The following is a 14,008-nucleotide window of genomic DNA, read 5'->3' as shown; positions in this document are numbered from 1 at the left end:
GAACGCGATGTGCGGCAACCTGACCGCCCAGGTCCGCAACATCGCCAATGTGACAACGGCCGTGGCGCGCGGCGACCTGTCGCGCAAGATCACGGTCGACGTCAGCGGCGAAATCCTCGAGCTGAAGGATACCATCAACACGATGGTGGACCAGCTCAACTCGTTTGCCTCGGAAGTGACGCGCGTGGCGCGCGAAGTCGGCACCGAAGGCAAGCTCGGCGGCCAGGCCCAGGTGCCGGGCGTCGCCGGCACCTGGAAGGACCTGACCGACAACGTCAACTTCATGGCGTCGAACCTGACCGCGCAGGTCCGCAACATCGCCGAGGTGGCGAGCGCGATCGCCGGCGGCGACCTGTCGAAGAAGATCACGGTGAACGTGTCGGGCGAGATCCTTCAGCTGAAGGAAACGCTCAACACGATGGTCGACCAGCTCAATGCCTTCGCGTCGGAAGTGACGCGCGTGGCGCGCGAGGTCGGCACCGAAGGCAAGCTCGGCGGCCAGGCCAACGTGCTCGGCGTTGCCGGCACCTGGAAGGATTTGACCGACAACGTCAACTTCATGGCCTCGAACCTGACGGCGCAGGTCCGCAATATCGCGGGCGTCACCACCGCGGTCGCCAATGGCGACCTGTCGAAGAAGATTACGGTGGACGTGCGCGGCGAGATCCTCGAGCTGAAGGACACCATCAACACGATGGTCGACCAGCTCAACGCCTTTGCCGGCGAAGTGACGCGCGTGGCGCGCGAGGTCGGCACCGAAGGCAAGCTCGGCGGCCAGGCCGAGGTGCGCGGCGTCGCCGGTACGTGGAAAGACCTGACCGACAGCGTCAACTCGATGGCCTCGAACCTGACCGCCCAGGTCCGCAACATCGCCGAGGTCGCGACCGCGGTGGCAAAGGGCGACCTGTCGAAGAAGATCACGGTGAATGTGTCGGGCGAAATCCTTCAGCTGAAGGAAACGCTCAACACGATGGTCGACCAGCTCAACGCCTTTCGCCGGAGAGGTGACCCGCGTGGCGCGCGAGGTCGGCACCGACGGCAAGCTCGGCGGCCAGGCCGAAGTGCCCGGCGTTGCCGGCACCTGGAAGGATCTGACCGACAGCGTCAACTCGATGGCCGGCAACCTGACGGCGCAGGTCCGCAACATCGCCGAAGCTCGCAACCGCGATCGCCGGCGGCGACCTGTCGCGCAAGATCACGGTCGACGTGCGCGGCGAGATCCTTCAGCTGAAGGAAACGCTGAACACGATGGTCGACCAGCTCAACCGCTTTGCGGGCGAGGTGACGCGTGTGGCGCGCGAGGTCGGCACCGACGGCAGCCTCGGTGGCCAGGCCAACGTGCCCGGCGTCGCCGGCACCTGGAAGGACCTGACCGACAACGTCAACTCGATGGCCGGCAACCTCACTGCGCAGGTTCGTAACATCGCCGAGGTGACGACCGCCGTGGCGCGCGGCGACCTGTCGCGCAAGATCACGGTCGACGTGAAGGGCGAAATCCTCGAGCTGAAGAACACCATCAACACGATGGTGGACCAGCTCAACGGCTTTGCCGGCGAGGTGACGCGCGTGGCGCGCGAGGTCGGCACCGAAGGCAAGCTCGGCGGCCAGGCCGAAGTGCCCGGCGTCGCCGGCACCTGGAAGGACCTCACCGACAACGTCAACTTCATGGCGTCGAACCTGACCGCGCAGGTCCGCAACATCGCCGAGGTGGCGAGCGCGATCGCCGGCGGCGACCTGTCGAAGAAGATCACGGTGGACGTGCGCGGCGAGATCCTGCTGCTCAAGGACACGTTGAACACGATGGTCGAGCAGCTGCGCTCGTTCGCCGCCGAAGTGACGCGCGTGGCGCGCGAGGTCGGTACCGAGGGGCGGCTGGGCGGCCAGGCCGTGGTGCCCGGCGTCGGCGGCACCTGGAAGGACCTCACCGACAACGTCAACCTCTTGGCCGCGAACCTGACCACCCAGGTCCGCAACATCGCCGAAGTGACCACCGCCGTGGCGCGCGGCGACCTGTCGCGCAAGATCACGGTCGACGTGAAGGGCGAAATCCTCGAGCTGAAGAACACCATCAACACGATGGTCGACCAGCTCAACGCCTTCGCCGGCGAAGTGACGCGCGTGGCGCGCGAGGTCGGCACCGAAGGCAAGCTCGGCGGCCAGGCCGAGGTGCGCGGCGTTGCCGGCACCTGGAAGGATCTCACCGACACCGTCAACGTCATGGCGGCGAACCTGACCGAGCAGGTGCGCGGTATCGTCAAGGTGGTGACCGCGGTCGCCAACGGCGACCTGAAGCAAAACCTCACCGTGAAGTCGAAGGGCGAGGTGGCCGCGCTCGCCGACACCATCAACAACATGACCGAGACGCTCGCGACCTTCGCCGAACAGGTCACCAGCGTGGCGCGCGAAGTCGGCGTCGAGGGACGGCTCGGCGGTCAGGCCAACGTGCCCGGCACCGCCGGCACCTGGAAGGACCTCACCGGCAACGTCAACCTGCTCGCGGCGAACCTGACCTCCCAGGTGCGCGCGATCGCGGAAGTGGCGACCGCCGTGACCAAGGGCGACCTGACGCGCTCGATTCAGGTCGACGTGCGCGGCGAGGTCGCCGAGCTCAAGGACAACATCAACACCATGATCGGCAACCTCCGTCTCACCACGGAGCGCAATACCGAGCAGGACTGGCTGAAGACCAATCTGGCGCGCTTCACCAACATGTTGCAGGGCCAGCGCGATCTCGCGACCGTCGGCCGCCTGCTGCTGACCGAGCTTGCGCCGCTGATCAATGCACATATGGGCGTGATCTACCAGGTCGACAATCCCGAGAATGCCCAGCTGCGCCTGCTGTCGGCCTATGCCAGCGACAGCAGCAATCCGCATCCGCAGATCGTGCAGTTCGGCGAGGGACTGATCGGCCAGTGCGCGCTCGACAAGCGCCAGCGGCTGGTCTCGGATATTCCCGGCGATGCGGTGCCGATCAATTCGGCGCTGATGCGGATCATGCCGAAGAACCTCGTCGTGTTCCCGGTGCAGTTCGAGAACCAGGTCAAGGCGGTGATCGAGCTGTCCTCGATCTCCTCGTTCACGACCTCCCAGATCACCTTCCTCGAACAGCTCACCGACAGCATCGGTATCGTGCTCAACAGCATCGAGGCGACGATGCAGACCGAGGCGCTGCTGAAGCAGTCGCAACAGCTCGCCGGCGAGTTGCAGACCCAGCAGAAGGAATTGCAGCAGACCAACGATCAGCTCGAGCAGAAGGCCCAGCAGCTCGCCGAACGCAACGTCGACGTCGAGCGCAAGAACCAGGAAATCGAGCAGGCGCGCCGCGCGCTGGAAGAGAAGGCGACGGAGCTGTCGCTGACCTCGAAGTACAAATCCGAATTCCTCGCCAACATGTCGCACGAGTTGCGGACACCGCTGAACTCGATCCTGATCCTGGGCCAGCAACTCACCGAGAATCCGGACGGCAATCTGACCGGCAAGCAGGTCGAGTTCGCCCGCACCATTCACGGCGCCGGGACCGACCTGTTGAACCTGATCAGCGACATCCTCGATCTGTCCAAGATCGAATCCGGCACCGTGACGGTCGACGCCGAGGAAATTCTCACCTCGAGCCTGCTCGAGACGGTTGGACGGCCGTTCCGGCACGAGGCAGAGAACCGGCATCTCTCCTTCAGCATCGATGTCGACACCAACCTCGCGCGCAGCATGGTGACCGACTCCAAGCGGCTGCAGCAGGTGCTGAAGAACCTGCTCTCGAATGCGTTCAAGTTCACCGCGGACGGCGGCGTCAGCCTGACCGTGTCGGCGGCGCTCGGCGGCTGGAGCGCCGAGCATCCGATCCTCAACGCCGCGCCCGCCGTCGTTGCGTTCGAGGTGTCGGATACCGGCATCGGCATTCCGCAGGACAAGCAGAAGCTGATCTTCGAGGCGTTCCAGCAGGCCGATGCCGGCACCAGCCGCAAATACGGCGGCACTGGTCTCGGCCTTGCCATCAGCCGTGAGCTGGCGAGCCTGCTCGGCGGCGAGATCCATCTGCGCAGCGCACCTGGCAAGGGCTCGACTTTCATCCTCTATCTGCCGCTGAAATATGCCGGACCGTCCGTGGCGTTGCGCCCGCAGGCGCCGCTGCCGATGCCGCACACGCCGGCGCCGTCGTTGCAGGCGACAGGCGCGCAGGAGCGCGTGATCGAGCAACTGCCGGATGACCGGCACGAGCTCGAGCCCGGCGACACCATTCTGCTGATCGTCGAGGACGACCCGCATTACGCGCGGGTGCTGATCGACCTCGCGCGCGACAAGGGCTTCAAGGTGCTGGTCGCAAGCCGCGGCGCCGAGGCGCTCGATCTCGCCGAGCAGTTCCAGCCGAGCGCGGTGTCGCTCGACGTCTTCCTGCCCGACATGCTGGGTTGGACCGTGCTGAGCCAGCTCAAGCACAACCCGCTGACCCGGCACATTCCGGTCCAGATCATCACGCTCGACGAGGATCGGCAACACGCCCTCGCGCGCGGCGCGTTCTCTTTCGTCAACAAGCCGACGACGACCGAAGGCGTCAGCGCAGCGCTGTCGCAGATCAAGGAATACGCCAGGCCGCGTCGCAAGCGCCTCTTGATCGTCGAGGATAATGCGGCGGAGCAGCTCAGCATCACCGAGTTGCTCGGGCACGAGGATATCGAGATCGTGACCAGCGGCACCGGGGCAGGGGCGCTCTCGACGCTCCGCGAAAATCCGTGCGACTGTGTCGTGCTCGATCTGCGCTTGCCCGACATGAGCGGTTTCGAGGTGCTGGATCAGATCCGCAAGGACGAGACGCTCTCCAATATTCCCGTTGTGGTGTTTACCGGCCGGGAACTCTCGGCCGAGGAGGACGCGGAACTGCACACGATGGCGCGCAGCATCGTCGTCAAGGGTGTGGAGTCGCCGGAGCGTCTGCTCGACGAAACGTCACTGTTCCTGCACCGTGTGATCACGGAATTGCCCGTCGAAAAACAGAGGATGCTGGAGAAGCTCAATAGTTCCGACGAGGATCTTATTGGCAAGACCGCGCTGCTGGTCGACGACGACGCCCGCAACATCTTCGCGCTGTCGAGCGTGCTTGAGCGGCGAGGTATGAAGGTGTTGACTGCGACAACCGGTCACGAGGCGATATCGCTGGTCGAATCCAATCCGAAGATCGCGATCGTGCTGATGGACATCATGATGCCGCAGATGGACGGTTACCAGACCATCGGCGCCATCCGGCAAAACCCCGCCTTTGCGCGGCTGCCGATCATCGCGCTGACTGCGAAGGCGATGAAAGGCGACCGCGAGAAATGCCTGGAAGCAGGCGCATCCGACTATCTGGCGAAACCCGTGAACACAGAGCAACTGCTGCTGGCGATCCGCATGTGGCTGCACCGCTGATCGGCGATCGAGCATGATGGACCATGAAAAGGTGAACATCCTTCTGGTCGATGACCAGCCGGCCAAGCTATTGGCCTATGAGGTCATCCTGAAGGAACTCGGGGAAACGCTGGTCGCGGCATCGTCCGGCCGCGAGGCGCTCGAGTTCCTGCTCAAGAACGAAGTCGCGGTCATCCTGGTCGACGTCTGCATGCCCGAGCTCGATGGTTTCGAGCTCGCAGCGATGATCCGCGAGCATCCGCGCTTTCAGAAGACCGCGATGATCTTCATCTCGGCGATCCAGGTCAGCGATATCGACCGGCTGCGCGGCTACGAGATGGGTGCGGTCGACTACGTCCCGGTGCCGGTCGTGCCGGAAGTGTTGCGCGCAAAAATCCGCGTGTTCGCCGAGCTCTACCGCAAGACACGGCAGCTCGAACGCCTCAATGCCGAGCTCGAGGATCGCGTGCGTGCGCGCACCGCCGAGCTCGAACAGTCGACCACGCGGCTGGTCGAGAGCGAGGCGCGCCGCAGCATGGCGATTGCCGCAGGCAAGATGGGCTCGTGGGACTGGGATTGGGTCAATGGCGACTGGATGTGGGACGAGGGGCAATACAAGATATTCGGCGTCGACCCCAAATCCTTCGCGCTGACGTCGGACAACATCCAGCAGCTGTTTCACCCTGACGATGTCGAGGAGCTGCGGCAAGCCTGGGCCGGCTTCGGCAAGGGACAGACGTCCTATGAAGCCGAATTCCGCGTCATGCGGCCGGACGGCGAGGTGCGCTGGTGCGTCGGCACGGCCGCGGCCACCAGTGACAGGAACGGCAGGGTGGTGCGGGTCAGCGGCGTCACCGTCGACATCACCGATCGCAAGAAGGCCGAGGAACGGCAGAGCCTGTTGACCCGCGAGGTCGACCACCGCGCCAAGAACGCGCTCGCGCTGGCGCAATCGATCGTGCGGCTGACGCGCGCGCAGAACGTCACCGCCTATGTGCGGGCGGTCGAAGGCCGCATCACGGCGCTGGCGCGCGTTCACACTGTGCTGTCGCTGTCGAGCTGGCAGGGCGCCGAGATCCGGCGATTGGTGACCGAAGAGATCGCGCCCTATTCCGAAGCAGGACAGATCCAGATCGAGGGCGCGGAGGTGCAACTGCAGCCCGCGACCGCGCAGACACTGGCGCTGGCGCTGCACGAGCTCGTCACCAACTCCGCCAAATACGGCAGCCTCTCGGTGTTGCCCGGCCGTCTCGCGATCACCTGGGAAGTGCAGGACGAGACACTGATCCTCGCCTGGGTGGAATCCGGCGGGCCTCCGGTGACCAAGCCGAAGCAGAAGGGCTTCGGCACCAGAAGCGTCATCGCCAGCATCGAGACCCAACTGGGCGGACGGGCCGACTTCGATTGGCGTGCCGAGGGCCTGATCTGCCGGCTCACGGTTCCTCTCAAGGTGCTGGTTGGCGAAACCCCGGCGTACCGCGACCTGTCGGCAGCCGCGCGCAAGCCGATGGTCAGTTCCAGGGTGGTTTGATCCCGCGCATATCGATCGTCAAGCCGGGCGATCTGATGGAGTCTCTCAACGACACCGAGGCAGACGACATTGTGACCGCAGCCGGCGGTCGAACCGCGCTATGAACTCTGCAACTGACAGGGACAGCGCGCGAGGAGCATATGCCCAAGACAAATCTGGCCGGCGCAGGTCTGTCGGTCATCCTCCTCGCAGCGATCGGCATCACAGGGGTGGCGGCCGAGCCGGTCCTGAAAGGCACGGAGGCGTTCGGCGACTGGCAGCGCGACCGACCGGGCACGGTGCGCCTGATCAGACCGCAAGACTTGCCCAAGCCCGGGGCAACGGCCTCCAGCAGCAATTCATCGCGCATCGTGCAGCGACCTGCGTCCGCGGTGCCGCAGGTGCCGGCGGGGTTCAAGATCGAGCTGTTTGCCGGCGGGCTGAGCGGACCGCGGATCATCCGGACCGCGCCCAACGGCGACATCTTCGTCGCGGAAACCGGCCCTGGCCGTATCCGTGTCCTGCGCAGCGCCGACGGCGCCACCAAGCCTGCGACCAATGAGGTTTACGCAACCGGACTGAACCGGCCGTTCGGCATCGCGTTCTTCCCGAGCGGCGAAAATCCGCAATGGCTCTATGTTGCCAACACCGACAGCGTCGTGCGCTTTGCCTACCGCAACGGCGACCTCAAGGCGTCGGGAAAGCCTGAGACCATTGTCGCAAATCTTCCTCACGGCTACGGCCATTCGACCCGTGACATCGTATTCACGCCCGACGACAAGCGCATGCTGGTATCGGTCGGCTCTGCTGGCAACGCAGGCGAGGGGCTCGGCCAACCTCCTGGTGGCATCGAGGTCTGGAGCCGCGACCATGCGCTTGGCGCGGCCTGGGGATCGGAGGCCGATCGCGCCGCTGTCCTGGCCTTCGATCCCGACGGCAAGAACCAGAAACTGTTCGCTACGGGTATTCGCAATTGCGTCGGCCTCGCGATCCAGCCTGGCAGCGGTGCGCCCTGGTGTTCGACCAACGAGCGCGACGGCCGCGGCGACAACCTGGTGCCCGACTATGTGACGCGAATTCGCGAAGGCGCGTTCTACGGCTGGCCCTGGTATTATATCGGCGCCAACGAAGACCCCGCGCATGCCGGTGCGCGGCCCGACCTGAAAGACAAGGTGACGATTCCCGACGTGCTGTTGCAGGCGCACTCGGCCTCGCTCGGCCTGACCTTCTACACCGGCAGCAGTTTTCCGTCCGAATATCGCGGCGACGGCTTTGCCGCCGAACACGGCTCGTGGAATCGGTCGAAGCGCACCGGCTACAAGGTCATTCGCATCAGGTTGAAGGACGGCGTGCCGACCGGCGAGTATGAGGATTTCATCACCGGCTTTGTCGTCGGCGACAATGAGGTGTGGGGGCGTCCGGTCGGCGTGACGGTGGCGCGCGACGGTGCACTGCTGGTCTCCGAGGACGGCAACGGCACGATCTGGCGCGTCAGCCACGAGTAGCCGTTCGCTCTTCAAGGAGGGCTGTTCAGGCCGGCAACGCCGCGGCGGCTGCTATCCCAATCCATCCTTGAGGCCGTATTCCTCATAGATGGTCAGCGGATTGGTATCCGGAAACAATCGGCACTTGGCCTGCGCAAGATGCAGCGTGACGGCGCCGGCCTCGCATCTCGCGGTCAGAATCTTCCGGACATCCTCCATATGCGCGCGGGGCTGGTGCTTCGACGGCAACTGTTCGAGCGCAACCAGCGCCGTGGCCAGGGCCTCGGTGACCACCCACTCGTCGTGTCCGGTAATTCCCTTTCGCGGCATCGCCACACCCTCCGTCACACCGGCTACGACATTGTAGCGCGAGATGGGTGGGGGCTGTCATCAGTCAACATGGGCAGGGCAGCGCGGAACCGGGTTGGAGCAGCCCTGCCACGATGCGCCGCAGGGAACCGGCGTGGCAGCGCGCGCCGGCAATGATTACAACGACGGTCACGCCCTTCACCACCCAACCTGCCCGGATGTTCGAACCCTATCTCTCGGCCTGGAGCCTTGTCCCCGACGGCGACCCGATCGTGACGCACGCCGCACGGTTGCTGCCGGTGCGGCGGCATGGCGAACCGGCGATACTCAAATTGTCACACGAACCGGATGAGCGTCTCGGCCGCATCGTCATGGCGTGGTGGGATGGCGACGGTGCGGCGCGCGTCCTGGCCCGTGACGGCGAGGCGCTCCTGCTCGAACGGGCTATGGGTTCGGCTTCGCTGAGCGACATGGCGCGAACCGGCCGGGACGACGAGGCCTGCCGAATTCTCTGTGCAACCGCCGACCGGCTGCACGCCCGCAGAGCAAAACCGCGGCCGGACTTGACGCCGCTCAAGGACTGGTTTCGCGAGCTATGGCCGGCGGCGAGGGCGCACGGCGGCATCCTGAACCGATCGGCCGACATCGCCGAAGCGCTGCTGCTCGATCAGCGCGAGATCGTGGTGCTGCATGGCGACCTGCACCATGACAATGTGCTCGACTTCGGCGCGCGTGGCTGGCTTGCAATCGATCCCAAGCATCTGGTCGGCGAGCGCGGCTTCGACTTCGCCAACATCTTCACCAACCCCGATCTTGCCGATCCGACACGGCCGGTCGCAACCGAACCCGGCCGCTTTGCGCGGCGTCTCGATATCGTCGTGGAAGCAGCGAAGCTGGATCGCCGGCGCCTGCTGTCTTGGATCATCGCCTGGACAGGCTTGTCGGCAGCATGGTTCCTCGGCGATGCCGATCCGCTCGCCGAGATCGACCTTGCGATCGCACGACTTGCGGCCGCCGAGCTCGACCGGACGGCGTAAGGCGCGTAGCGACTACGCCGCCGCGACACTGGCTCCGGTCAGCGACACGCTCAGGATCCGCCACTTCGATATATCGAAGAAGTAGGCGGCCTTGATGCGCGCGGACGCGGGATCCGGCGCCTGAATCGCCGTGTGGAATTGCCGCGTCCCATCGCTCAGCGAAATCCGGAATGTCTGCATTGGTCGAACCTCCACACAGCCGATGCTGCGGCAAGGAGGGTTAAGATCCAGTTGCTGATGACGGCATCCACGCGGCACACGCGCGCCTCACGCGATCCCTTTCCCGGCTGAAGCCTGCGGCAGCCGCACCATCGTGTCTTCTGCACCGACGACGCGTCCGTCCTGCGCGCGCAGTTCGAGTCGCCGCACCGGCAAGCCGTTCTTTCGGTCGACCAGGAGCACATGCGCCTCGTCGGGCTCGAAGAAGAAATCCTCGCCCCACTGCCGGAGCGCGACGAGGAGCGGGAACAGGCCGCGTCCCTTTTCGGTCAGCACATATTCCTGATAGGGGCTGCCGTCCGCCGCGGGCACGGTCTCCATGATGCCGTGCGCCAGCAGATTGCGGAGCCGGGCGGAGAGGATGTTCTTGGCGAGCCCGAGGCTCTTCTGAAATTCGCCGAACCGGCGCAGCCCATCGAACGCGTCGCGGACGATCAGCAGCGACCACCAGTCGCCGATTGCATCGAGCGGCCGCGCCACCCCGCACATCGAGTCCCTGTGGCTCACTCGCTTGGCCATCGTGATCCGCCTGACGCTCTTCATCGCGGCGCGGCCCGATGGACCGCCCGATCGAGGGCTTGATATATCGGTTGCAAAGTAAAACCTCAAGGGATACACGATGGTTTCAAACTAAAACCATCTGAGGCCAGCCATGATTCAAGCCGATGCGACGTTCGACGGCACCTTTCCCTTCACGCCGTACTTCAGCGCGGCATCGGGCTTCCGGATGCATTATGTCGACGAAGGCCCGCGGGACGGCGAGGTGGTGCTTTGCCTCCATGGCGAACCGACCTGGGGCTATCTGTTCCGGCATCTGGTGCCGGTCCTGAGCGCTACGCGGCGCGTGGTCGTTCCGGATCACATGGGCTTCGGCAAGAGCGCGACGCCGGCGCAGCGCAGCTATTGGCTGCAGGACCATGTCGACAATCTCGAAGCCCTGGTCCTCGCGCTCGACCTCACCAGCATCACCCTCGTGATGCATGATTTCGGCGGTCCCGTCGGCATGGGGCTCGCGGCACGCCATCCGGATCGGATCCGCCGCATTATCTCGGCCAACGGGCCGACGCCGTTCGGGCAGAGCGATCTGTTCGCGCGCGTCACCGCGAACGCGCAGGTCTCCCCCTGGTTTCAATGGATCGCATCGGCTGAGGCGAACGGTGAACTCGAGCCGGTGCTCGGCCAGCTCGGCTTCAATATTCTCAGCACGCTCAAGCTCAACGGCTTCGAGAACAACGCTGTGATCACCGACGCCTGGCTTGCCGCCTACGGCTCACCTTTCGCACGCCCGGCCGACTGCCTCGGTGCGATCGGCTGGGCGAGGGGCTTTGCGACCGGCGCGCACCAATTCGAGGCGCCGACTCCCGCCGCCGATCGCGCGATCCGCAGCAAGCCGGCGCTGGCGATCTGGGGCGAAGCGGATCGCACGCTGCATGCAGACCATTTCCTGCCGCTGTTTTCCGCGATCTTCCCGGCGGCGCCGGTGAGGCGCCTTGCCGGCGTCGGGCATTACTGCTTCGAGGATGCGCCGCAGGAAATCACCGGCCTGATCGCGGAGTTCATCGCGCAGAACTGACGGCACGCCCGGCAAAGAGAACGGGAGTTGTTCAGGCGGCAGAGATCCGGGACATTGATTGGACCATGCCCGCTCGCGCCAACCAGCAGTACGATCGCATCGCCTGCCGAACGGCGCGTGCTGGTTCAGCTCGCGCCGGCGAGGATGACGAGATTGTTGATGACCGGCGTTGAGCAGAACGCCACGACAAGAGCAATCCTGAAAAGGTTTTCGCTGCGCCAAAGCAGCGCGATGACGAGATAGGTCAAGCCAAGTTTGGGGATCAGCCACCAGACGCCGAACCAGGCCTGGGCCATCTGCATGAACGGGTTCGCCTCGCCGAACCCGAGCTCCAAGATCCTGTTGGTGGTGGCGAGGTCGGCACATCCCAGAAGCAGCACGGAAAGCAGCAGCAGTGCCTTGACCCAATTCATTTCAACCTCTCGGTGCCAAGCGCCGAAACGGGCAATGACCCTGATATTCGAGCCGATTCGTTAAATGTTGGTTCGGGAAGGGGATCGCAACGAGGCCGCTTCGCGGAGGCGCTATGCATGGCGGAAGGGGTGGGATTCGAACCCACGGTACCCTTGCGGGCACGCCGGTTTTCAAGACCGGTGCCTTAAACCACTCGGCCACCCTTCCGTCTGAGCAGATCAGGCCCATAGCGTAGGGCGCGGCCGAACGCAACGCGAACCTGCCTTGTGCAACCGGGCGCCAATTGGTCATTTGCCGGTATGCGCATTGAAAAAGGCCTGATTTGATCGAAAAGGCCGGCCTTGGCTTTGCCGGCGTCAACGAGCCGGGCCGCGGATCATGCGCAGTTGAATGCAACGCGGTTGACCGCCGAGGCCGACGTTGGCCATCATGAACCCATGAAGCGCGTCCTGTTCCTTTGCACCGGCAACTACTATCGCAGTCGATACGCGGAAGAGCTGTTCAATCATCTCGCAAGAGCCGAAAGCCTGCCGTGGCGCGCGTCGTCCCGAGGCGCAGCCGAACGCGGCTCGCCCGACAATGTCGGAGCGATGTCGGTGTTTACGGATGACCGCCTCCGCGCCAACGGCATCGCTCCCGAAGGCGCAACGCGCTATCCGCAGCCCTGTTCGCTGGCTGATTTCGACGGCGCGGACCTCGTGATCGCGCTCAAGGAGGCCGAGCATCGCCCGCTCATCGAGCGGCGGTTCCCTGAGGTCGCCGGCAGGGTGACCTATTGGCACGTGCACGATATCGACATTGCCCATCCCTCGGACGCGCTGCCAATGATCGACGATCTCGTGCGCGGCCTGGTTTCGTCACTCAGGTAGCCGGTTCGCGCTTCAGGAAGATCGCCAGCGCGTACTCCGCCGGACGGGCGAGCATGCCGTTGAGACGTTCGAGGTCCTCGACCGCGACGATCTCAAGGCGACCTTCGGTGACGTTCAGCTGGTCGATCGGCACGTCCCGAGCGAGGAACACCTCGCCGCGAAGGGTGCCGCCCGGTGTCGAAGGATCCGGTCCGGAATAACTCCCGATCAGCTCAAAGCGCTCGGGCGCCAGGTAATGGCCGATCTCCTCATATATCTCGCGAACGACGCATTCCAGGGAGGTCTCAGTGCCCTCCCGCCGCCCGCCAAACAGGCTGATCTTGCCGGGATCGGAAACGTGCGGAAGATCGTCGCGCAGTTGCATGAGCAACCGGCCGTCCGTGCTAACGAGGAGTGCAGACGTTCCCTCTCTTACCGCGCCGGTCATTCGCCAATCCTCTCGATGGGAAGGTGGAGGGTGCGTCAGGACTGGGGCTCGGAGAAGACGACGCAGTTGCCGTGAGGATCAGGTCGCCGCGTGCGTACCTGGCCACGCATCATCAGGATTTAGCGCTGTTGCCGACGTCGGATCGGCGCGGGATGAAGTGAGGGTGGTCGACCCGTCGCATGGGCGCGGATGGCGCCCAACGCATTACATGTTCAGCCGAAAGCGAAGGCCAGCAGGCTCGAGCACAGCAGCACGAGGCTTGCCGCGGTGAGGGTTAGAAATCCGTCGGAGACCAAATCGTGATTACGCATGATACACCTGCCTTCAACCGATGCTCATCCGAATTGATTAAAGCTTTCCGAACATTCTCTCCTGGAAAGAGGTGACGCGTCTTTCCGCCTTCAACGGACTGTCAGGCCCGGTACCGATAGCCTTCCACGGCGTGCGCCAAGAAGATCGCCGCACTCACCAAGCCCATCACCGCTGTAACCGTCTCGATCATCGCAAACTTCCTTTGCGCCCCACGCGGAAGAGAAAACGATTGCAGCCTTGCACAGTCAAAAAGATTCAATTGTTGGAATTCAAGATGCCGACCCACTGATGATTTGCTGCAACAGTGTGTCTGATAGCGGGACAGGCGAGGGCATTTTGGGTGGCCGAGGCTCCGTAGAACAACTGAGGAGGCGCAATAGGCGGTTTACCAAAGTGCCATAGGGTTAAAGCTCTCCCCATTTCCGCCGTGTTCCGGTTGCGATATCGTCAAGCTCTGGTGCGGAGGTGGGCCGCA

The 14,008-nt window shown here is 64.3% G+C and carries 12 protein-coding genes and 1 tRNA gene; 7 read left to right on the top strand and 6 right to left on the bottom strand.

The features are described 5' to 3' along the window. The 4 genes from AKN84_RS50600 to AKN84_RS05840 all read left to right on the top strand — a co-directional run. Positions 1 to 1,231 (top strand): HAMP domain-containing protein (locus AKN84_RS50600; protein WP_430649889.1); only part of this gene is annotated, 1,231 nt, incomplete at its 5' end. Further along, complete coding sequence (locus AKN84_RS05850) at positions 1,207 to 5,400, top strand: response regulator (protein WP_430649888.1); 4,194 nt, start codon at positions 1,207 to 1,209, stop codon at positions 5,398 to 5,400. The genes AKN84_RS50600 and AKN84_RS05850, both read left to right, overlap by 25 nt. A gap of 16 nt (positions 5,401 to 5,416) precedes the next feature. After that, complete coding sequence (locus AKN84_RS05845) at positions 5,417 to 6,910, top strand: sensor histidine kinase (RefSeq protein ID WP_050419814.1); 1,494 nt, start codon at positions 5,417 to 5,419, stop codon at positions 6,908 to 6,910. Positions 6,911 to 7,050: 140 nt separating this feature from the next. Continuing rightward, positions 7,051 to 8,394, top strand: a complete 1,344-nt coding sequence (locus AKN84_RS05840; protein ID WP_050419791.1) for a PQQ-dependent sugar dehydrogenase — start codon at positions 7,051 to 7,053, stop codon at positions 8,392 to 8,394. Positions 8,395 to 8,445: 51 nt separating this feature from the next. On the opposite strand, the gene AKN84_RS05835 is transcribed toward AKN84_RS05840, so the two are convergent. Beyond that, positions 8,446 to 8,703: a hypothetical protein gene (locus AKN84_RS05835; RefSeq protein ID WP_021081918.1), complete on the bottom strand. Its 258-nt coding sequence runs from the start codon at positions 8,701 to 8,703 to the stop codon at positions 8,446 to 8,448. A 197-nt stretch (positions 8,704 to 8,900) separates the two neighbouring features. On the opposite strand from AKN84_RS05835, the gene AKN84_RS05830 reads away from it, so the two are divergent. Beyond that, positions 8,901 to 9,719, top strand: a complete 819-nt coding sequence (locus tag AKN84_RS05830; RefSeq protein ID WP_050419790.1) for an aminoglycoside phosphotransferase family protein — start codon at positions 8,901 to 8,903, stop codon at positions 9,717 to 9,719. Between the two features lie 12 nt (positions 9,720 to 9,731). Here AKN84_RS05830 and AKN84_RS47970 read toward each other — a convergent pair whose 3' ends face one another. Both AKN84_RS47970 and AKN84_RS05825 read right to left on the bottom strand, forming a co-directional pair. Further along, positions 9,732 to 9,899 (bottom strand): hypothetical protein, encoded by a 168-nt coding sequence (locus AKN84_RS47970; RefSeq protein ID WP_167351835.1) that lies wholly within the window; start codon positions 9,897 to 9,899, stop codon positions 9,732 to 9,734. An 87-nt stretch (positions 9,900 to 9,986) separates the two neighbouring features. Further along, positions 9,987 to 10,457, bottom strand: a complete 471-nt coding sequence (locus AKN84_RS05825) for a winged helix-turn-helix transcriptional regulator (RefSeq protein ID WP_083632825.1) — start codon at positions 10,455 to 10,457, stop codon at positions 9,987 to 9,989. Positions 10,458 to 10,590: 133 nt separating this feature from the next. Here AKN84_RS05825 and AKN84_RS05820 point away from each other — a divergent pair, with 133 nt between their 5' ends. After that, complete coding sequence (locus tag AKN84_RS05820) at positions 10,591 to 11,511, top strand: alpha/beta fold hydrolase (RefSeq protein WP_050419789.1); 921 nt, start codon at positions 10,591 to 10,593, stop codon at positions 11,509 to 11,511. Between the two features lie 125 nt (positions 11,512 to 11,636). On the opposite strand, the gene AKN84_RS05815 is transcribed toward AKN84_RS05820, so the two are convergent. Together AKN84_RS05815 and AKN84_RS05810 are read right to left on the bottom strand one after the other, a co-directional pair. Continuing rightward, the gene (locus AKN84_RS05815) at positions 11,637 to 11,924 is read right to left on the bottom strand and encodes a DUF5658 family protein (RefSeq protein WP_244484942.1); all 288 of its coding nucleotides are present in this window, start codon (positions 11,922 to 11,924) and stop codon (positions 11,637 to 11,639) included. Positions 11,925 to 12,042: 118 nt separating this feature from the next. Further along, positions 12,043 to 12,132, bottom strand: a tRNA-Ser gene (locus AKN84_RS05810). Positions 12,133 to 12,326: 194 nt separating this feature from the next. On the opposite strand from AKN84_RS05810, the gene AKN84_RS05805 reads away from it, so the two are divergent. Then, a complete protein-coding gene (locus AKN84_RS05805) occupies positions 12,327 to 12,794 on the top strand; it encodes an arsenate-mycothiol transferase ArsC (RefSeq protein ID WP_244484941.1) in 468 nt (155 codons plus the stop codon). On the opposite strand, the gene AKN84_RS05800 is transcribed toward AKN84_RS05805, so the two are convergent. After that, positions 12,787 to 13,221, bottom strand: coding sequence for an NUDIX domain-containing protein (locus tag AKN84_RS05800; protein WP_128970477.1), 435 nt, complete (start codon positions 13,219 to 13,221; stop codon positions 12,787 to 12,789). The two genes, AKN84_RS05805 and AKN84_RS05800, sit on opposite strands and share 8 nt — an antisense overlap. Between the last annotated feature and the right edge of the window lie 787 nt (positions 13,222 to 14,008).

Source organism: Bradyrhizobium tropiciagri (assembly GCF_001189845.1).
GTDB lineage: Bacteria > Pseudomonadota > Alphaproteobacteria > Rhizobiales > Xanthobacteraceae > Bradyrhizobium > Bradyrhizobium tropiciagri.
The sequence above is the reverse complement of the archived record's forward strand: the minus strand, read 5'-3'. Positions and strand labels throughout refer to the sequence as shown.